Origin of the sequence: Niastella populi (assembly GCF_002078015.1) — a bacterium.
GTDB lineage: Bacteria > Bacteroidota > Bacteroidia > Chitinophagales > Chitinophagaceae > Niastella > Niastella populi.
Map to the genome: position 1 here is coordinate 151,926 of NZ_LWBP01000210.1, position 20,605 is coordinate 172,530.

The 20,605-nt window shown below is 45.3% G+C and carries 20 protein-coding genes; 15 read left to right on the forward strand and 5 right to left on the reverse strand.

Annotated elements, in window-relative coordinates; translation table 11 throughout:
* Positions 1–209 precede the first annotated feature (209 nt).
* The 15 genes from A4R26_RS26165 to A4R26_RS26235 all read left to right on the forward strand — a co-directional run bounded on the left by A4R26_RS26165 (position 210) and on the right by A4R26_RS26235 (position 14,797).
* Positions 210–542 (forward strand): hypothetical protein, encoded by a 333-nt coding sequence (locus tag A4R26_RS26165; RefSeq protein ID WP_081169476.1) that lies wholly within the window; start codon positions 210–212, stop codon positions 540–542.
* Between the two features lie 17 nt (positions 543–559).
* Positions 560–1,120: a hypothetical protein gene (locus tag A4R26_RS26170; RefSeq protein WP_081169477.1), complete on the forward strand. Its 561-nt coding sequence runs from the start codon at positions 560–562 to the stop codon at positions 1,118–1,120.
* Between the two features lie 241 nt (positions 1,121–1,361).
* Positions 1,362–1,712: an NADH-quinone oxidoreductase subunit A gene (locus tag A4R26_RS26175; RefSeq protein ID WP_081169478.1), complete on the forward strand. Its 351-nt coding sequence runs from the start codon at positions 1,362–1,364 to the stop codon at positions 1,710–1,712.
* A 63-nt stretch (positions 1,713–1,775) separates the two neighbouring features.
* Positions 1,776–2,342, forward strand: coding sequence for an NADH-quinone oxidoreductase subunit B (locus A4R26_RS26180; RefSeq protein WP_081169479.1), 567 nt, complete (start codon positions 1,776–1,778; stop codon positions 2,340–2,342).
* Positions 2,339–2,830 (forward strand): NADH-quinone oxidoreductase subunit C, encoded by a 492-nt coding sequence (locus A4R26_RS26185; protein WP_081169480.1) that lies wholly within the window; start codon positions 2,339–2,341, stop codon positions 2,828–2,830. The genes A4R26_RS26180 and A4R26_RS26185 overlap by 4 nt, the downstream gene beginning before the upstream one ends.
* A gap of 9 nt (positions 2,831–2,839) precedes the next feature.
* Positions 2,840–4,006 carry an NADH-quinone oxidoreductase subunit D gene (locus A4R26_RS26190; protein WP_207625823.1) on the forward strand — a complete coding sequence of 389 codons (1,167 nt, stop codon included), beginning with the start codon at positions 2,840–2,842 and terminating at the stop codon, positions 4,004–4,006.
* Positions 4,007–4,126: 120 nt separating this feature from the next.
* Positions 4,127–5,203 (forward strand): NADH-quinone oxidoreductase subunit NuoH, encoded by a 1,077-nt coding sequence (nuoH, locus tag A4R26_RS26195; protein ID WP_081169481.1) that lies wholly within the window; start codon positions 4,127–4,129, stop codon positions 5,201–5,203.
* A 71-nt stretch (positions 5,204–5,274) separates the two neighbouring features.
* On the forward strand, positions 5,275–5,751 hold the full coding sequence (locus A4R26_RS26200) for a 4Fe-4S binding protein (protein ID WP_081169482.1): 477 nt from the start codon (positions 5,275–5,277) through the stop codon (positions 5,749–5,751).
* Positions 5,752–5,955: 204 nt separating this feature from the next.
* The gene (locus A4R26_RS26205; protein WP_081169483.1) at positions 5,956–6,570 is read left to right on the forward strand and encodes an NADH-quinone oxidoreductase subunit J family protein; all 615 of its coding nucleotides are present in this window, start codon (positions 5,956–5,958) and stop codon (positions 6,568–6,570) included.
* Positions 6,567–6,878, forward strand: a complete 312-nt coding sequence (nuoK, locus tag A4R26_RS26210) for an NADH-quinone oxidoreductase subunit NuoK (protein WP_081169484.1) — start codon at positions 6,567–6,569, stop codon at positions 6,876–6,878. Before A4R26_RS26205 ends, nuoK begins: the two co-directional genes overlap by 4 nt.
* 233 nt (positions 6,879–7,111) lie before the next feature.
* On the forward strand, positions 7,112–9,022 hold the full coding sequence (nuoL, locus tag A4R26_RS26215; RefSeq protein ID WP_081169485.1) for an NADH-quinone oxidoreductase subunit L: 1,911 nt from the start codon (positions 7,112–7,114) through the stop codon (positions 9,020–9,022).
* 109 nt (positions 9,023–9,131) lie between these two features.
* Positions 9,132–10,601: a complex I subunit 4 family protein gene (locus tag A4R26_RS26220; protein WP_081169486.1), complete on the forward strand. Its 1,470-nt coding sequence runs from the start codon at positions 9,132–9,134 to the stop codon at positions 10,599–10,601.
* Between the two features lie 72 nt (positions 10,602–10,673).
* On the forward strand, positions 10,674–12,083 hold the full coding sequence (locus A4R26_RS26225; RefSeq protein WP_081169487.1) for an NADH-quinone oxidoreductase subunit N: 1,410 nt from the start codon (positions 10,674–10,676) through the stop codon (positions 12,081–12,083).
* A 161-nt stretch (positions 12,084–12,244) separates the two neighbouring features.
* Entirely contained in the window at positions 12,245–12,628 is a 384-nt protein-coding gene (locus tag A4R26_RS26230; protein WP_081169488.1) for a hypothetical protein, read from the forward strand.
* Between the two features lie 300 nt (positions 12,629–12,928).
* Positions 12,929–14,797, forward strand: coding sequence for a serine hydrolase (locus A4R26_RS26235; protein ID WP_081169489.1), 1,869 nt, complete (start codon positions 12,929–12,931; stop codon positions 14,795–14,797).
* Positions 14,798–14,867: 70 nt separating this feature from the next.
* On the opposite strand, the gene A4R26_RS26240 is transcribed toward A4R26_RS26235, so the two are convergent.
* The 5 genes from A4R26_RS26240 to A4R26_RS35165 form a co-directional block, all read right to left on the reverse strand.
* Positions 14,868–16,448 (reverse strand): hypothetical protein, encoded by a 1,581-nt coding sequence (locus A4R26_RS26240; RefSeq protein ID WP_081169490.1) that lies wholly within the window; start codon positions 16,446–16,448, stop codon positions 14,868–14,870.
* Positions 16,449–16,480: 32 nt separating this feature from the next.
* Positions 16,481–17,932, reverse strand: a complete 1,452-nt coding sequence (locus tag A4R26_RS26245) for a M48 family metalloprotease (protein WP_081169491.1) — start codon at positions 17,930–17,932, stop codon at positions 16,481–16,483.
* 213 nt (positions 17,933–18,145) lie between these two features.
* Complete coding sequence (locus A4R26_RS26250; protein WP_081169492.1) at positions 18,146–18,610, reverse strand: hypothetical protein; 465 nt, start codon at positions 18,608–18,610, stop codon at positions 18,146–18,148.
* A gap of 214 nt (positions 18,611–18,824) precedes the next feature.
* Positions 18,825–20,294, reverse strand: coding sequence for an aminotransferase-like domain-containing protein (locus A4R26_RS26255; protein WP_081169493.1), 1,470 nt, complete (start codon positions 20,292–20,294; stop codon positions 18,825–18,827).
* 18 nt (positions 20,295–20,312) lie between these two features.
* Positions 20,313–20,573: a hypothetical protein gene (locus A4R26_RS35165; RefSeq protein ID WP_165760412.1), complete on the reverse strand. Its 261-nt coding sequence runs from the start codon at positions 20,571–20,573 to the stop codon at positions 20,313–20,315.
* Between the last annotated feature and the right edge of the window lie 32 nt (positions 20,574–20,605).

The following is a 20,605-nucleotide window of genomic DNA, read 5'->3' on the forward strand; positions in this document are numbered from 1 at the left end:
TTTTATTGTTTTGAATCGTTTTCCGGTAGTAAAACAAAACAGCGCAGCAAAATGTGACAGCACCGGGGAAGTTTTTAAAAAGTTTTTGAAATGCGGGTAAACGTGAGGCAGCAGGGAAGTTGATTATAATCAATAAATAACTGGAATTCAACGATGAGTTGAGCTGGATGCTAATTTGTTTAGTAAATTCAGTGATCAAATGGTAAGTGATGGCGAAAGGAAATAAAATCAGATGGGATGTATACTTAGTTGAGTTAGCTTCCAGGGTAGGAATTTTCGGTACGGTTGTAATTTCTCTTTTAGCATTATTCATTGTAAAAGGAACAGCGGCCCAGCACAAGGAGTTTATTGATAAATTCTTTTTGGTGAAATGGGGCAATGGAGCCAGCTTCTATCTGGGTATAATTATTATCTGTCTTGTCGTGCTTCTATTGGCCCAATATGATCATTATAAACTTCGAATAAGGGTAAAAGAGGAAAGAATAACAGAACTTTTAAATGAAAGAGAGCGGTTACAAAATAAGTTATTAAAAAAGCATTGATTTATAAAGTAAGTCAAATGGTACAAATCCTTCTTTATATTATTCCGGTATTTATTGTTTACCAGATTATTCGTGGCTGGTGGGTTTCTAATGAAACCTTAAAAGCAAAGTATAAATTAGATCGTTTAAAAGACGAGCTTACGTGGTTGGCAATTTCCGGTGAAGTAAACAGGGAAAATAAAGTGTATATACACTTAAGTAATAATATTGATAAAGCATTGATTGCGCTTCCCCGTTTTAACTTTTGGGTAATGTTATACATATTAATAAGAGGAAAATATCAAATAAATATCCAGGAGATAGAAAAGGTGCATAATGAAGCCGAAACACACGCAATGCTTAAAGAAATATATAATTCTTACCATAAAGTAATTCTCGCTTACATTGCCCGGAAAAATTGTATTACGGTACTGCTGTCTTTTCCTATATGGAAAAAGCTATTGACCAGGCAACTCACTGTTAATGAGCATGACCATACGTGTGATCGAAATACAGATGTTAATGATGAGGCTCAGGAATACTCGGCTTTTGTATTTTATTTTCAAAATATTTCTGCAAAATCTCTGCTTGCAGGTTAAATAAGTGACCTGAGGACGTTGCTCCTTTCTCACCAGGGTGTTGACCTTATAATCAAAATCAGGTTGTCCCATGCTTCGCGGCGAAGCAATGCCGTGCACCCATTTTTTTGTGCCGGTTGTATCATCAACTGAATCTGAAACCGTTAGCCCGTCTGTTAATTAAGATACAAAATGTTGCATTTGAAATAAAAATGCTAAATTTAGAATCAGCAGCCGATTCGCTTACATTCAAATTCGCCATATGGGACCAATTGCGCTCCTTGTATTGACCCTCGCTGCCATTCTTTTCTCGGCCGGCGGCATACTCGTATCAAAATTTTTGGTAAGGGGATCGGTGAATGCGCAAAAAGGCCAGCCCTACGAATGCGGCATACCTACTGAAGGCTCGCCCTGGAATCAGTTTAATGTTGGTTATTATCTGTTCGCCCTTCTGTTCCTGATCTTTGATGTAGAATTGATCTTCGTTTATCCCTGGGCCGTTGTTGTAAAAAAAGTTGGAATAATGGCGCTTGTTGAGATCGCCATTTTCTTTTTTATATTATTTACCGGGTTTTTGTACGCTCATAAGAAAGGCGCATTAAAATGGATGTAGGCCCCCTCTAACGCTTCCGCCGGCTGGCGGAGTGAACTGAGGGGTAAAGTCAGCATAATATCAATGGAAAACAACACAAACAAAGAGATAGAAACCGCATCCCAGGGAAATGAACATTTTCCCGGACAGGTTCACGACCTGCCCGGCGGCGGCATTATTATCAGTTCTTTTAATGATATCATTAACTGGGCGCGATCCAATTCGTTATGGCCGCTCACTTTCGCCACCAGTTGTTGCGGAATTGAAATGATGTCAACCGCTTCTTCCAAATACGATTTCTCCCGTTTTGGTTTTGAAGTGGCGAGGGCCACACCCCGCCAGGCCGATGTGATCATCATCGCCGGCACCATCGTAAACAAAATGGCGCCGGTGCTGAAACGCCTGTACGATCAGATGGCCGATCCCAAATACGTGATCGCTATGGGCGCATGCGCCATCAGCGGCGGCCCGTTTTTCTATAATACCTATTCCGTTGTAAAAGGCGCCGATCATATTATACCGGTTGATGTATATATTCCCGGGTGCCCGCCCCGGCCCGAAGCTTTGTTACATGCCTTGATCACCTTACAGCAAAAAATAAAAAGCGGATTGACCCGCGAACAGATCCGCGCAGAAAAAATGCAGCCATGACCAAAGAAGAGATGAAGGAACATATAGCCCAACATTTGCCCGGCGCTGTTTTTGATGAAACGGGCGAATGGTTGAATGTGCAGGTGGAAGCGGATGCATGGAGATCCTTTGCGCAATGGTTACGCAATGAAGTACTGCAAATGGATTATCTGTTTTGCCTTACGTGTATCGATTGGCCGCCTGCCGCTGCAGCCAAAACGCAGACGGCCGCCGGTGGTGGAGCATTAACGATGGTGTATCATTTTACTTCAACCACGTTCAGGCAACCGCTTGTGGTGAAAGTAAAACTCGATAGAAATAACCCTGAAATAGAAACGGTATCAGCTATCTGGCGCACGGCCGAATTTCATGAGCGCGAGGTGTACGACCTGTTTGGCGTGCGGTTCCTGCATCACCCCGATCTGCGCCGACTGGTTTTGACCGATGATTTTGAAGGGCATCCGTTAAGAAAAGATTTTGAAGACCCGGTGAATATGATCAGGCTTTGATATAATATAATGTATAGAGAAACGCAAATAGTAAACACTCAGAATAATATTCCTTCAAATGCGGAGGATGCAGGGTTTGCTGCGGATGGCGGCGAACTGGTAATTAATGTGGGGCCGCAGCACCCGGCAACGCATGGCGTGTTGCACCTGGTGATCACCTTACAGGGTGAAACCATTCAAAAAATAGAACCACACCTGGGCTATATCCATCGCAGCATAGAAAAAATGTGCGAAAGCCTTAGCTATCGCCAGTTCATTTATGTAACCAGCCGTATGGATTATTTGTCGGCCCACATAAACAACCATGCCTGCGCGCTTTGTATTGAAAAAGGATTGCAACTGGAAATACCACCGCGCGCCCAGGTGATAAGAGTACTGATGGGTGAGCTTACCCGCATTGCCTCACATGAATTGTGGTGGGGTGCTATGGCGATGGACCTCGGTGCGTTCACGCCTTTTTTTTATGCCTTCCGCGAACGCGAAACCATCAACGATATAATGGAAGAAACCTGTGGCGCCCGCTTAACGATGAACTATATGGTGCCCGGTGGTGTGATGTATGATCTTCACCCCAACTTTCAAAAAAGGGTAAAGGATTTTATTCAGCTGTTCAATAGCAAGATCGATGAATACGATGACCTGGTGACCAGTAATATTATTTTTCAGAACCGCACAAAAGGCGTGGGCGTGCTGTCGAAAGAAGATGCCGTTTCGTTTGGTTGTACGGGGCCGGTAGGAAGGGGGAGCGGCGTACAATGCGATATCAGGAAATTGTATCCGTATGAAGTGTATGATAAGGTTCAATTCGATGAGATCATAGAAACGGGCGGCGATAGTTTTTCGCGGTACCTGGTGCGGGTGAAAGAACTGCGCCAGTCGATCAGGATCATTGAGCAATTGATCGATAATATTCCTGAAGGCGATTTTCAGGCAAAGACAAAAGCCGTTTTAAAATTGCCGAAGGGCGAGTTTTATTCGAGGGTGGAAACCGCCCGCGGTGAATTCGGGGTGTATATCGTGAGTGAAGGCGGCACAACGCCCTACCGCATAAAATTCAGATCTCCGGGATTTTCAAATTTATCGGCGCTCGATCATATCAGCAGGGGTTGTAAGATCGGTGACCTGATGGCCATTATGGGAACGTTGGATTTGGTGATACCGGATATCGATAGATAAAGTAGCGTTGAAAAGTTGACAGGTTAACAGGTTGATAAGGGCCCGTTAAGGCTGCATTCTTTGCATCCGGAGCAGCAACAGAAAATTGACTTTTGTGAACCCTGAATAAACAACAACAGGATGTTTAGTTTAGAAAACATAACAAACTCAATTCAGCACTGGTTGTACAGCACGTTCAACCCAACCATGGCATTGATCATGGAATGCGTTATTGTTATGTTCCTGGTGATCGGGTTGTTTGCCACGTTGGGGTTGGTTCTGGTACTAATGGAAAGAAAAGTTGCCGCCCGGATGCAGATCCGGCTTGGTCCGAACCGGGTAGGGCCCCAGGGCATTTTACAAACTACCGCCGATACCTTAAAGCTGATGATGAAGGAAGGGCTTACACCCAATGGCGCCGATAAATTCCTGTTCAACCTGGCGCCATTCATTGTAATGATCGCGGCGATGCTGATCCTCGCACCAATTGCATTTGCAAAGGGTTTTCAGATCTGGGATATTAATATCGGCGTATTGTATGTTACGGCTGTATCATCCGTTTCGGTGATCGGTATATTGATGGCAGGCTGGGCCAGTAATAATAAATATTCGCTGCTGGGCGCTATGCGCAGCGGGGCGCAGATCGTTAGTTATGAACTGTCGGCCGGTTTTTCAATTATCTCTATTGTTGTATTGTCGGGCAGCCTGCAGGTATCGGAGATCATTGCTTCGCAACAAACCGGCTGGTGGTTGTTCCGCGGACATATTCCTGCCATTATCGCTTTTGTAATTTTTATTATCGCGGTTACCGCAGAAACCAACCGCGCACCTTTCGATCTCGCAGAAGCAGAATCGGAGTTGACCGCGGGTTTTCACACCGAATATTCGGGAATGAAGTTCGCGTTGTTCTTTTTGGCTGAATACATCAACATCTTTATTGTATGTGCTATTGGCGCCACTTTGTTTTTAGGCGGGTGGATGCCGCTACATATCGGCAATTGGGAAGGGTTCAATCGCATAATGGATTATATCCCTTCATCGGTATGGTTCCTTGGCAAAACATTTTTCCTGATCTTTTTGATCATGTGGTTCAGGTGGACGTTCCCCCGCTTGCGGGTTGATCAGTTGCTGAGCCTGGAATGGAAGTACCTGTTGCCCATAAGTATGTTCAACCTGTTGCTGATAACGCTAATCGCCATTATGGGCTGGCATTTTTAGCCTCCGGCCGGCCCCTAAAGGGAAGGAAAAAACTGAGCGTGCCTGAACGAAGCCTGACTAAAATTGATAACATGTTTATTAAGCAGTATATCTCAGATGTATATCACACTGTTGCATCGCTGCTGAAGGGAATGAGAACAACGGGCAGCTATTTTGTGCGGCCCAAAGAGATCATTACCCAGCAGTATCCCGATAATCGGGCGCAAATGAAACTGCCCGAGCGGTTTCGTGGTGAAGTGGTGATGGAGCATGACGACAATAATGAACATGCCTGCACCGGCTGTACGGCTTGTGAACTGGCCTGCCCGAATGCCACCATCAAGATCGTAACGAAATTTGATATAACACCGGAGGGCAAAAAGAAAAAAGCGCTGGACACGTTCGTGTACCACCTCGAGCTGTGCACCATGTGCAATTTATGCGTGGAGGCTTGTCCGACCAGCGCCATAAAAATGGCCCAGACGTTTGAACATAGTGTTTATGACCGGAGTCAGTTATTGAAGAAATTAAACAAACCGGGATCGAAGTTGCGCGCGGGAGTGGAGTAGGGGGGAGTTGACAAGGAGTTGAAAAGCTGATACAGGTGATAGAGTTGATAAAGGGAATACAGTTGAGTTGATGAGTTGACCGGTTGATACAGGTGATAGAGTTGAGAAAGGGAAGGCGGGAGATGAAGAATGAGGAAGTTCTTAAGATTTTTGATTTGGCATTTTTGATTTGGTTCTTGCAAATTGAGATTTGGAATTTTTATTATGAACGCATCACAAGTCATATTCTATCTTATTTCGGCTTTTGTGCTGGGTACGGCCGTTTTGGCGGTCACCAGCCACAAGATCTTCCGTTCCGCCATCTGGCTTTTATTTAGCCTTATAGGCGTGGCGGCATTGTATTTCTGGATGCAGGTAGAGTTTGTTGCTGCGGTACAGATCATCGTATATGTGGGCGGGGTAGTGGTGCTCATCATCTTTTCTATTTTCTTAACCCAGCAATCGGGTAGTGAAATGCCAAAGCCGCCATTGAAACGGATGCTGTTTTCCATACTGGCGGTGCTGTTTGGGTTTGCATTTTCCTATAACATAATTGCTAATTACGGCTTCGATGCCGCAACCACCACAAAACCTTTCAATGTGCCGGTATCGGCTATTGGCGAACAAATGCTCGATACAAAACAATATGGATTTGTTTTGCCGTTCGAAGTAGTGAGTATGTTGTTGCTGGCAGCCATGATCGGGTGTATTGTTATCGCCCTGCGATCTGCTCCTAAAGGAAAACCTGTTCAAAAACCGGCAGCGCCGGCTGGTGCCAATGGCGCTTCCAATAAACCGGTAACCGGATCAAATATGGTTGTAGAAGAAAAATCATTATGAACATACCACTGACACATATTTTATTTGTAAGCACGGCCCTGTTTTTCATAGGCATGTACGGGTTGTTCACCCGCCGTAATCTTATTACCATGCTGATGGCCATAGAACTTATCTTAAATAGTGTGAATATAAATTTTGTGGCATTCAATAAATACCTGTACCCCGATAACCTGAACGGCGTTTTCTTTACCCTTTTTATAATAGCCATTGCTGCCGCTGAAGCTGCGGTGGCAATTGCGATCATCATAAATCTGTACCGTAGTCACCGCTCGATCGATGTGGAAGATGTGAGGGAGATGAGAGGTTGATGAGTTGACTGGTTGATGAGTTGACTGGTTGATAGCGTTGATAAAGGGAATACAGGAAAATGAAGAATGAGGAATGAAAAAGGGAATACAGCATATTGAATAGCTGAAGTATAAAAATTCGCGCGGCCATTCACGATTGCCGATTGCTGATTCACGATTTCGGAATAACGATTGCCGGATAATGGCGCGAATCACAAAATTCGTACTGCCATTCACCATTCACCATTGACCACATGAACTACGCATCATACATAGCACTGATTCCCCTGCTGCCACTGGCGGGTTTTGTGATATTGGGGTTGTTTGGCAAAAAGCCTTTTGCCCGCTCAGCCGGGGTAATAGGAACGCTTTTAATATTCATATCAACGCTGCTGGCGCTGTATACAGCGTATCAATATTTTTTTGTTGCCGGAAAACAACACGGCATATACCCCGCGGTGAAGGCGCTCGAATTTACCTGGTTGCAGTTTTCTCCGGGGCTGTCGATCGATATGGGTTTACTGATCGATCCGGCATCGGTAATGATGCTGGTGGTGGTGACCTTCGTTTCACTCATGGTGCATATATTTAGCATCGGCTATATGAAAGGCGAAGAACGGCTTTCTACCTATTATTCCTTTCTGGGGTTGTTCACCTTTTCTATGCTTGGGCTGGTACTTTCAACCAACATTTTCCAGATCTATATTTTTTGGGAACTGGTGGGCGTATCCTCTTTCCTGCTTATCGGTTTCTATTACGATCGCCCGGCAGCCGTGGCTGCCGCGAAAAAAGCATTTATCGTTACCCGCTTTGCCGATCTGGGATTCCTGATCGGCATATTGATCCTCGCCTTCTATAGTGGAACGCTCGATTTCGGCACATTGATACAACGGTTAACCGAACCTGGCTCATCGGCCCTGGCGCAATTGAAAGGTTACGGTTTTATAGGCATTCCTGTATTCAGCTGGGCGCTTGCCTTATTGTTTATAGGCGGCGCAGGTAAATCGGCCATGTTTCCCCTGCACATCTGGTTACCCGATGCCATGGAAGGTCCCACCCCGGTATCGGCATTGATCCATGCGGCAACCATGGTAGTTGCCGGTGTATACCTGGTGGCCCGTTTATACCCGGTGTTTGTGTTGGATGTTCCGGTATTGCAGTTGATAACCTGGGTGGGCGTTATTTCGGCTTTCCTTGCAGCGGTCATTGCCTGTACCCAAACCGATATAAAACGGGTGCTGGCATATTCAACCATTTCGCAAATAGGGTACATGTTGTTTGCGTTGGGGCTGGCAGGTTATACTGCATCGCTCTTCCACCTTTTCACCCACGCATTCTTTAAATCCCTGTTGTTCCTCGGTGCGGGGGCCGTTATTCATTATATACATACCAATGAAATGGGCAATATGGGCGGGTTGCGAAAGTATATGCCTGTAACGCATATTACATTTCTTATTGCCTGTATGGCCATTGCCGGTATTCCGCCATTCGCCGGTTTCTTTAGTAAGGAAGAAATATTGCTGACCGCCTGGCAAAACAATCAACCTGTATATTATATAGCCCTGCTTACCTCGGGTATCACCGCTTTTTATATGTTCCGGTTGTACTTCAGTATCTTCTGGAACAAGCCCCTGGCACATAACCATAACCATCATGGTGAAGGCCCCTGGAGTATGAAATTCCCCCTGCTGGTATTGGCGCTGGCCGCCGTTGTAGTGGGTTTTATTCCGTTTGCGCATTATATCTCAGCCGGTCAGCAGGCAGCGGAGCATACCATACCAATTAGTTTTTCCATTGCTCCGGTGGCAATGGCCCTTGCAGGCATTGCGCTGGCATATATGTTATATTATAAACAGAACGAAAGGCCGCAAAAGCTGGCGACCGCAATGGGCGGTTTGTACAGGCTCGTAAGGCAGAAATTCTATTTCGACGAACTGTACCTGTTCGTTACAAAAAAGATCATTTTTAACGGTATTGCAAAACCTGCGGCCTGGATCGATAAACATCTGGTTGATGGATTGATGAACGGGTTGGGCCGGGCTACAACCGGTATTTCTGAACGGATAAAAGCATGGCAGTCGGGCAGCGTGCAAAGTTATGCCTTGTACTTCTTTGGCGGAATAGTGGCGCTGGCAGCTGTTTTCATTTACTGGTGGACAGGTTAATGTGATAATGGGATAATTCGATAATTCCGGCTGCAGCGGGAATGGGATAAGGAAAGTGAACCACAAACCGCAAACCACAAACCACAAACAACAAACCACAAACAACAACATGTCGTTGTCATTACTGATCATATTACCACTTATTACCGCCGTTGCATTGTTGTTATGCAATGGCCTGAAACCCGTGCGGGTAGTGGCGCTCACCGGTGCGGTGGTGCAGTTGCTCTATTCGTTCTATGTGCTGTTGATGTACCATAACCAGCGGGTGTTTGATGGAACGCCGATGCTGTTGCAGGAGAACCATGTCTGGTTCGCCCCGCTGAATATCCATTACCATGTTGGCGTAGATGGTATTTCCATGGCCATGATAATGCTGACCGCTTTTGTAACGGTTGCAGGCATACTGGTTTCGTGGAAAATAGAAAAACTAAGCAAAGAGTTTTTCTTTCTGCTTACGTTGTTAAGCATGGGCGCCTATGGCTTTTTTATTTCACTCGATCTGTTCACGCTGTTCTTCTTTCTTGAAATAGCGGTGATCCCGAAATTCCTGCTGATAGGCATCTGGGGCAGCGGCCGGAAAGAATACAGCGCCATGAAACTGGCGTTGATGCTGATGGGCGGCAGTGCACTGGTGTTTGTGGGACTGGCCGGTTTGTATTTCAGCACGCAAACCGCTGGCGGCGAACATACGTTCAATATGTTGCAGATTGCGCAGTTGCGCATTCCGCCGGAAACGCAATTGATCTTTTTTCCTTTTGCCTTTGTGGGGTTTGGCATTTTCACCGCTTTATTCCCTTTTCATACCTGGGTGCCCGACGGGCACTCATCGGCGCCAACCGCCGCCTCCATGTTCCTCGCCGGTATTTCCATGAAGCTGGGCGGCTACGGATGTTTACGGGTAGCCACGCTGTTAATGCCCGATGCGGCGCATGCTTATTCATGGATCATTATTCTGCTGGCCACGGTTGCCATCATCTATGGCGCGTTCGCTACCATGATGCAGACCGATCTTAAATACATCAATGCTTATTCCTCCATCAGCCATTGCGGTTTTGTTTTGCTTGGCATTGGCATGATGACCCAAACGGCTATTATGGGTGCGGTGTTGCAAATGGTTTCGCATGGGCTCATGACGGCCCTCTTCTTCGCTGCCATTGGTATGTTATATGAAAGAACCCATACGCGGGAGGTGGCGCAAATAGGCGGCTTGTTAAAAGTAATGCCGTTTATAGCTACGGTATTTGTAATAGCCGGTTTGTGCTCGCTGGGGTTGCCGGGGTTGAGCGGTTTTGTGGCGGAAGTAACGGTGTTTATGGGTAGCTGGGAAAATGCCGATGTATGGTACCGGCTGGCTACCATACTTGCGTGTGCTTCGATTGTGGTAACCGCGGTGTACATTTTACGGGCAATGGGTAAGGTAATTATGGGACCCTTACAGGTAGAAGGCGCTTCGCTGCAGCAGGCCGGCGCACTGGGTGATGCCGGCTGGAATGAAAAGGCAGCGGCAGGATTGTTAATAATTGGAATTATAGCCATCGGAGTAGCTCCGTTTTGGTTAACTGAATTGATAAAACAATAAACAATAGGTAAGGGGTGCCACACTTACGTAAGCGACGCCGTGAAAGTGTGGTACACCTAAATAACTTTTACTATGGCTTTGGATTTTTTACTACTCATGAAACAGGAACTGTTGATCACCGTGATCATCTTTACGCTGTTGCTGTTGAAAATCGGAAGCGATCTTTCCAATGCTGCCGTATTGAATGTTGCCAATGGATTGTTGTTGCTGAACCTGCTGGCGGGTACAGTAGGTAACCAAACCGGTGCATTGTTCAATGGCATGTTCTTCACCAGTCCGCTGATCGTACTGGAAAAAAATATTCTTAGTCTGGGTACCCTCATCGTTTCGTTGCAGTCGTCTTCCTGGCTAAAAAAGCATGAGCATGTACCGGAGTTTTATATTTTATTGTTATGCACTTTGCTTGGCATGTACTTTATGATCTCTGCCGGCAACCTGCTGATGTTTTATGTGGGGTTGGAATTATCGAGCATTCCGTTGGCGGCCATGGCCAATTTCGATCTGGCAAAAAGAAGATCGTCAGAAGCCGCCATGAAGTTCATTTTGTCATCAGCCTTTGCATCGGGATTATTATTGTTCGGTATTTCGCTGGTGTATGGCGCTACCGGCACACTTACTTTCAGTGAAATAAGTTCCCGGCTCGATGGCGCACCGTTACAGGTCTTTGCCTTTGTATTATTACTGGCGGGTTTTGCCTTTAAGATCTCCATTGTGCCTTTTCATTTATGGACGGCCGATGTGTATGAAGGCGCCCCGGTAGCGGTCACTTCGTGGTTATCGGTTATTTCAAAGGGGTCGGTCTTGTTTGTGTTTGTTTCGGTTCTATACACCGTATTTAAACCGCTGGCCGGCGCCTGGTATAATATGTTGTTCGTTTTGTCGATGGTAACGATACTCATTGGTAATCTCTTTGCCATCCGTCAAAACAATATCAAACGGTTCCTGGCTTTTTCATCCATTGCCCAGATCGGTTTTATTCTGGTTGGGATAACCGGAAGCTCACAACCCGGTACCGCATCGGTTGTTTATTTCGTGCTTATTTATGTGTTCTCGAACCTGGCTGCATTTGGCGTGGTGGCGCTGGTAAGTTCGGTAACCGGGCGCGAACAGGTGAGTGATTATAAAGGGTTTTACAAAACCAACCCGGTTTTGTCGTGGGTGCTTACAATTGCTTTGTTCTCGCTGGCAGGTGTGCCCCCAACCGCGGGTTTCTTTGGTAAGTTCTTCCTGTTGATGTCGGGTGCGGGTAAAGGCAATTATGTATTGATAACGGTGGCGGCACTGAACATGATCATTTCATTTTATTATTACCTGCGCATAGTAAAGGCGGTCTTTATGGATGCCAATGAGCAGCCCATCGAACGGCTGGCAATTCCTGTTTATCCAAAACTGGCCATGTTTATTTGTGTGGCAGGGATAATTGTAACCGGACTGGCGGGCTATGTGTATGATTATATCTATTCGCTGAGTTTTGGGTTTTAAGTTCACAGTTCACAGTTCACAGTTCACAGTTCACAGTTCACAGTTCACAGTTCATAGTTCATAGTTCGCAGGTCGCGGTTTGGCTTCAATGTTGTGTTTTTTTAGTTTTGGCGATTTGTATTTTTTGTTTCTTGTTATTTTTTTGGAATTTATCCTTTATTATGGCTATCAATAAAAATCATGAATTCGAAGAACTGGATGGCGTTAAATGCGCCATAGTGGAAAGGAATGCCTCGCAGCAACGCGTCGGTTTTTTAAGACCATTACTGGAGTTCAATAAATATACAGTGATAGTGGTAACTTCACCGCCACCCAAAGCTGTGGCCGCCGCCGCACCGGCCGCAACAGATACGCCTGTTGAAGCAGCAGCGCCACCACCGCCCATATTTACTATTGGTGTAACAGATGTTACCTTCAATGCCATCAATGCCATCTTCGGAAGATTACTGAAAACACCCGATGGCCATACTGTTACACTTGCGTACTGGCAACAGAAAGAAACGGTAAGCAGGGATGATGTGCCGTACTTCTCTAAAAAAATATAATCACTGTATACTTCTTACATTATACTACTTCTGTGATTACGTAGTCTTACTTGATCTTTGTCAAAGAAGGAGTTTACCACTATTGTGGTATTGGTAACGGGGCATATACCTGTTACATTTGCATTGAATTCGAAAATGAACATTTGCCCCCGCATAATGAATAAGGGTTGATCTGTTCGCACCAGCAAGTGTCTCCGATTATTAGCACAAACAATTTTTAAATACAGGGATCTCGCTATTGCATCAATAGCATGGCAGTCTTTTGTGTCAAATTATTAAACACTAGTTAAAGGTCTTACCATGAAATCAATTTCTCTGACAGGTTTATTTGTTCTCTTTATCACATTAGCTTCGTTGCGATCAGGTTTTTCGCAGTGGGTGGCAAGGCATAATTTAAGTGCTGCACAATACCAGGCAGCATTTGATGATTATGTAAAAAAGGGATTCCGGTTGTCGACTGTAAGCGGTTATACCAGTGGCGGACAGGAACGTTATATTGCGCTGTGGGAAAAGAAGGCGGGTCCGGAGTGGGCTGCACGCCACGGGTTATCGGCCAGGGATTATCAAAATGCATTCGATGACTTCAGTAAGAAGGGTTTCCGTCTTACCCATGTTGCCGGTTATGGCGTTGACGCGCAGGCGAAATTTGCCGCCATCTGGCAAAAAAAATCCGGTGCTGCCTGGGCTGCACGGCATAATTTAACGGCGGCTCAGTATCAAAAGGCATTTGAAGATTTTTCAAAACAGGGATATCGTTTGGTGCATGTATCGGGTTATGTGGTTAACAATGTTGAATACTTTGCCGGTATTTGGGAGAAGAGCGCCGGCAATGCGTACATCGCGCGTCATAACCTTACTTCAAGCCAGTATCAGCAGGCGTTCAACGATTTTACCAAACAGGGTTATGCTTTGAAAACGGTAAGCGGGTATACAAAGAACGGTACCAACCTGTATGCGGCTATCTGGGAGAAAGCTGGCGCTCCTTTATGGGCTGCCCGGCATGGCGTAAGCAATGGCAATTACCAGTATGTGTTCGATAATATGTATTACCAGGGTTACAAACCAGCCTATGTAAATGCATATGCATCGGGCAACAGTTGTGAGTACAATGCCATCTGGACCAACACCAACATGAAGGGGGCTGATATTGCGGCTATCGACGAGGCCGTGAACCAGTATATGAGCAGCCAGAGCGTAAAAGGATTGTCTATCGCGGTTTGTAAAGACGGCAGGCTGGTATTTGCGAAAGGCTACGGGTATGCCGATGCCGCCAGCGGTGAAGAGATGTCGCCCGATCAGCCCCTGCGGATCATGAGCATCTCAAAACCGGTAACATCGGTTGGGGTAATGACGTTGCTCGATCAGAAGAAGATCTCGCTCGATAAACCGGTGTTTGGTCCCAACAGTATCCTCGGTTCAAAGTATGCAACGCCTTCCGGCAAAGAAAAGTTGAACCGCATTACGGTGCGTCAGTTGCTGAACCATACCTCGGGTTTGCGCTCGTGTAATGGCGAATCGGTTTTCTGGGATCAGAATAAAAACGCCGACGATGCCATGAATGTGCTGCTGAACGCCTCGGACCTTATAACGACCGATACTTCTTCACAGTATATTTATTCCAACACCAACTTTTTTATACTGGCGCGGATAATAGAGCAGGTGAGCGGCCAATCGTACGAAAACTATATTCGCAGTAACGTGCTTAATAAATGCGGCATCGGCAATACCATGTATGTGGGCGCTGCTACGGGCACTGCAAAATCGGGGGAAGCCACTTATGTGCCGATGGATAAAATGAATTTACAATTGTGGGCCGGTTTCGGCGGCTGGGTAGCAAGGCCGATCGACCTGTTGAAATTCCTGAACCGCGTTGATGGTACGGCTATTCCCAGCGATGTGATCACCTCGCCCACCCATACGGCCATGGTTGCCGGTACCTCTTTGAATAATAACTATGGCTGCGGCTGGAACGTATCGGGGACAACACAAAATCACAATGGTTGTTTTAACGGCACGCGGTCGTTCCTGGTTGAAATGGGCAACGGCATCAGCTATTCGGTTATCGTTAACAACAATCCTTCGAACGATGGTTGCGGCTGGATGATGAAAGGAGCTATTGAAGCGGGTTTGAATAAAGTGTCGGGCTATCCGTCGTATGATCTTTTCTAGCATTGGTTAAACAGGATAATAAAAAAAGCCTCCCGGTTCAATGGGAGGCTTTTACTATTTTATGACGGCATTATAAAGATTCGATTGAAACCGTTGTAGATCTTTCCCTTCTGTTGTATTCAGATACCATTATATGTCCTTCCTTGGCCGGGAAAATATAAGTTAAAATATTTCCCTCTTTACGCGGAACGGTACGGATCACTTTTTTTGCGGTCAGGCTGTAAATAAAGAAGTTCTTTTTGTCTGAAATGATAAGATACGTGTTCTTTGTTTCGGGGTTCGAAGCGGTCATGTACTTTCTTGTATCGAACATCCAGCCGAGTTTGTTCAGGTAAAAACCACCTTCGTCACCGCGAATGGCGCTTTCGTTCGATAACACGCCTTTGGAACTTTGTTTAAGTAATACAGTATTGTCGATCCTTACTTTGTTGTAACCAAACATGGAGATGTACAATGGAATGATAACGGTAGGCGCGGTTACAACTGAGGCTACTATCGAACCTACCTTTGCTTTTTTAACAAAGCTGGTACCAAAGAAATAAGTGTTACCCTGGTAATCTTTTATTCCACCCTCATACCAGCAGTACGTTCTGCTGTCGAGGTTCTGGCCTTTTTTCGAAAACAGCGACTGTGAACCATCGTTCCAGTACGAATAAACTTCACTGATATCGCTTTTCCTGGGGCCATTGATATTTAAAGAGTATACGCCTGCAAATGTACCGCGGGCAAAGGCTTTGGGTGTGGCATAATTGTTCCCTTTTTGTGGGTCTATAACACAACCGCTTATAAACAGGTTGCCGGTTACCGGGTCATTTGAGAACGAGTTTATGGTCAATGAGTTCCCTTGTTTATCTTTTAAGGCGTGTTTGAAAGGAGAAGCCGAATCTGCTATATGAAAACCCCATACTTCATAACTGCCCAGGTTCATGTCGCCATTTCTTCTATCGGGTTTGTTCTTGGCCAGCACATAAACATATTTTCCGGCGGTTAACATGTTTGCCAGGCTGGCGCCTTCAAAAATTTTAACAGGTTTTGTCCATAACTGGTCACCGGCCGTATTGAAAGCAACCAGCGTATTCTTTTGTTCATCGCCATAACACAATGCGAATCCTTTTCCGGGAATGTTGCGCAGGTACACGTTCTTCAGGGCACCGCTACCCATATACGATTTGTTGCCCATTTTACCCGACCATTCCGATTTCTTTACGGTTACATTCAGGTTATTGGCTTTTATTATTTTGCCATCGAGGCTCAGGAACTGGGTTAAAATGGCTGTTTTTTCGTTTTGCTCGGCCGCTTTATATTCTTTTTTGCTTGTATATTCCTTGAAGTAGAAATTACTTTTGAAGTAGGCCAGGCACAATACATCCTGTTCAAATGTTACGCCATATAAAAAGAGTTTGATCTCTTTGAAATTTATCACTCCTATATCGTTCAGGTTTTCATCCATAAGGGTGATCTTATAGTTGAACGAATCGGCGCTTGCTTTTTCGAGCTGGGTAAATACCACGTAACCTACGAGTGAGTTATCCTGGTAAATGGGTTTTACCTGTGACTGAATATCCTCGTTCACTTCTTTAAAAACTTTGGTTTGCGCTTGTGCGGCACACACCGAGCATAGCAGCAGGAATGCTGTCAGGATTTTTTTCATCTGTTTTGTTGGTTATATTGTATGGGGGAGAACTATTGCTTTTCGAAAATTCTGGCAAATTCGTAATACATGCTATTGGCATTGCTTACAGAAAATTCCCGGGCAGCCTTCGACCTGTTATTTTCTGAGATATCGGGGTCGAGCGCCAATGTTGATAAAAGGTTTTTCAATGCCTTTTCGCTGGCGGGCATGCTGTTCCAGAAACCGGCATTTTGGAACGACTTGCAATATTGTTCGAGCTGCTCACGTGGAATTTGTTCCAGCATGGTTTGCAGTTCATAATAGTCTTTTGAAATGTATTCTTTCTGAACAACACCAATGGCGTTAAAGCGATGCAGTTCGCGGTCGGAATAATATAAACCCGAAATGATATTGTTGAACATGAAGTCGTACCACTCGTCGGTATTGCCTTTGTCTTTTTCGAGCAGGATGCGGTACAGGCAGGGGGTAAGGCTCATGTTGGAATACATATTCCAGATGAGCATCTTATTTGCTTTTTCGTAGATGTTAGCCGGTATGCTGGTGAGCGTAGCGGGAACATTCTGGCTGCGGGTCTTATTATATCTTTCAACGCAGTCGGGGTGTGTTTTTAAAGAGTCGTTAACGCCGGTAGTATCTTTAAAATTATAGGCTCTTGCTGAAAGCCCTTTTGACCGCTTTTTTGTCCAGGCATCTTCGAAGGGCAGGTTGTATGCGGTGAAATAGCTTTTAACCGGGTTCTTCAGCGGGTGCTGGTATACGACATCGGCGCTGTCGAGCCGAAGAAAAAATTCAGCCTGGAAGGGAATGTTGCTTTTCTTCAATAAGACGATCGCAAGCGAATCGGCATCGCTTTCGTGGTAACGCTGGTGTTTGCTTCTGCTGAACGAGTAGTTCTCCAGCACTTTTTTCAGGCGGGTAAGCCGTTCATATTTTGAATCGAGCACCGAGTTCAGCGATTTCTGATACTCATCTGAGGTAAGCCATTCGGCGCGTTGCTTCATGGCATTTTCAGGATGCGTAAGAATGTTATGTGATAATTCGTGTGCTATTACCAGCGACAGTTCTTCCTTTGTTTTTGAAAAAACGATCAAACCCAGGTTCACTGCAATGATATTGTTGCCGATGGCATATGCATTCACCGAGGCGCTTCTGTCGATAACCAACATGGGCTTCACCGGTATCGATGTTTTATTTGCCTGTACTATCTGGGTAATGATGCCATCTACATATTCATATACTTCTTTGTCGCGGATATAATTATTGCCATCGATGGCTTCGGTAAAAAAGCTGGTGCGGCCGTCCCAGATCTCTTTGTATTTTTTCTGTGTGTTCTTTTCTTTATAAATGGCCGGGCATACCCAGGCTTTTGACAGGGAATCCTTTTGCTTTTTGTAATAAATGCGGGAGAGGTCCTGAAAGCTGTACAGTGACTTTGTTTGGGCAAATACCGGTATCGAAACAATGGTTAGAAGGGCCGTTATCAGGGGTTTAAGGCGGTGCATCGGATACGTTTTTTCAGATGTAATTTTTCTGCGCAAAAATACTAATAATTGTTACGGTGATTGGTAATTTTGAACAAATGGTGTATTAGTTTAATATAATACGGCCGTTTACAGGACAAGGTTGGGTTAAAAAGTGAAAAGGCAGAAGCCTGAAAGTATAACTTTCAACCCTTCTGCCTTTGTTCTGCAACATAAACTTAATTCCGGTGCTGTTTATTGCGCTTTTTTGTATTTTTCTACTACGCTAAAAATCGCCTCATTGTCCGATTTCAGGGTCATCCAGGTTTTTGCATCTTCCAGTTTTATAAAGTAATCGATCCTGGAATTGCCATTTTCGGTCATGACAGAAACCTCTACCACGCCAAAGATATTTTTGTTAGGATAGGTGTTTTTGACCTTAGAGCGGATCACGAACGGCAAACCCGACTCGGAATAGTAACGGGTAAACTCGGTTGCTTTTCCGTCTTTCAGGTAAATGATGCGTGAACGAACACCATCGGCAACAAAATTTACCACCCACGCTTTGGGCATTTCATACCAGTTCACTTTTTCGGCTTTGGGAAAACTGGTGCTGAACGTTTCAATCAATTTGTCGTCGATTTCACCCGGACCAGGATCACGGGCGATCAAACTGAAACTAAGAAGCAGTGCTGAGAACATGATGAACAACTTTTTCATGGCTTAAACTTTTTAAACATTAATAATCGGTCGTAAAGGTATATGGTATTTGGACTATTACGGCATCCGGTTTTTATATTCCAGGTAGTCCGGTTTAATGGGGCAACAGTAAATGAGATCAGTGTTATGAGAACATGCGTCAGAGTGCGTCGGGGACTTTACTCGGGTCAACACGCATTAAAAAATTCCGCACTATAACGGAGAATCGGAATTATTATTTTGAGCGGATGGCTTTAGTGAGTTGTTCAACTGCGTACTCCGTTTCCGTTTCATTCATCCAGCCAAAACCCATTCGGGTGGAATTCAGCGAGATAGGCGAGGTATTATGGATCAAACCATTTGAAAGAATTAATCCCTGCGATTTTAATTTTTCTGTAAGCGGGGGTAGTGGAACCGATTTATGGAATTTAGCCCAGATGGCCAGTCCGCCATCGGGTATTTTGAACTCGATAATGTCGGAGAGTTTTTCATTCAGCAGTCCGCATAAAAAATCGCGGCGTTTATGATAGGCCAGCAGGGCCTTTTTCATATGTCTTTTTATATGCCCTTCTTCAAACATTTCGGTTAGCGCCAGCTCCATAATCGGGTCGCCCTGTACGTCTATCAATTGCCGTAAGCGGCTTAGTTCGAGAATAAGATTTTGCGGCGCAATAATATAACCGGTTCGAATGGCAGGTGCAATGGTTTTGCTGAGCGTGCCGATATATACTACCATGCCTTTTGTATCGGCGCTTACCAGGGGCAGCATGGGGCTGCTTAAGTAATGAAAGTCGTAATCATAATCATCTTCGATAATGATAAAACCATACTTTTCGGCAAGCGACAACAACTGAATACGGCGGGCAGCCGCCAGGGTTACCGTGGTGGGGTAGTGGTGGTGCGAGGTGATGTACAGCGCTTTTATTTTTTTGCGTGTACAAAGTTTTGCAATGGCATCTACATCTATGCCGTATTCGTCGACCTTCACGCGCGCAAGCTGCATACCGGCTTCCAGAAAAACATGATCGGCATAATAGTAGTTTGTATCGCCTACAATAATGGTATCGCCTTTTGTAAATAATATAGTGGTAAGCAGGTAGATCGCCATTTGAGCGCCGCGGGTAACCAGGATATTTTCAAATGTGGTTTGCAGGCCGCGGCTCGCATTCAGATAGTCGGAGAGAACGATCCTGAATTTTTGTACACCGGGCGTTTCAACATACGACATGAATTTCAGGTAGGTATTTCGCGACAAAACGCTTTTATAGGCCCTGCCGATCTCATCGGCGGGGATCAGCCGCATGTCGGGACCATCGTGAAAACCGGTAATATGCCGTAAAGGCAATGAAGGGGAACGGGTTACCGTGTTCACTTTTACGGAATAACCGGTTGTAGCGGCAAAGTTTTTTTGTTTGACCGTATTTGAAAAACGGCGGGCGTTTATTTCGGGCAGTTCTTTGCTGGTGAAGGTTCCTTTTGAAGGATGCATTTCTATCCAGCCCTGGGCATCGAGTTCCTCATAGGCGCGTACGATCGTTTTGCGATGTACTTCCAGTATTTCGGCCATTTGCCGGGTTCCGGGCAGTTTAATGCCGGGCCCCACCCGCCCTTTGCGCATTTCCTGTATAACGGAATTGGCTATTTGCAGGTAAACAGGGCAATCACTGTCTTTCTGTAATTGTATGATCGTTTTCCATGGAAGCATAGCGGACTACCTGGCTGGTTAAAAATGATCACTAAGATAGTCCATTTGCACGAGATGGGCATTGATACCCGGTGTATGGCCGGCACCTGGCAAAGCGGTTTTCATTTTCAATGATTTTTGCCCTGGCATAATTTTTAATCTGTTGTTATAAACTTTTATATGCGTGACTGGCTCAAAGGTTTGATCGCAGGATATGCCGCCTGGAAATGGGGCGGCGGCTGTTTGGGAACCATTATCGTTTTTGTATTGGTTTACTGGTTGTTGCAGGGTTGTTAGCATAAAAGCGGCTTTATTACTAAACGTGCAGTCTG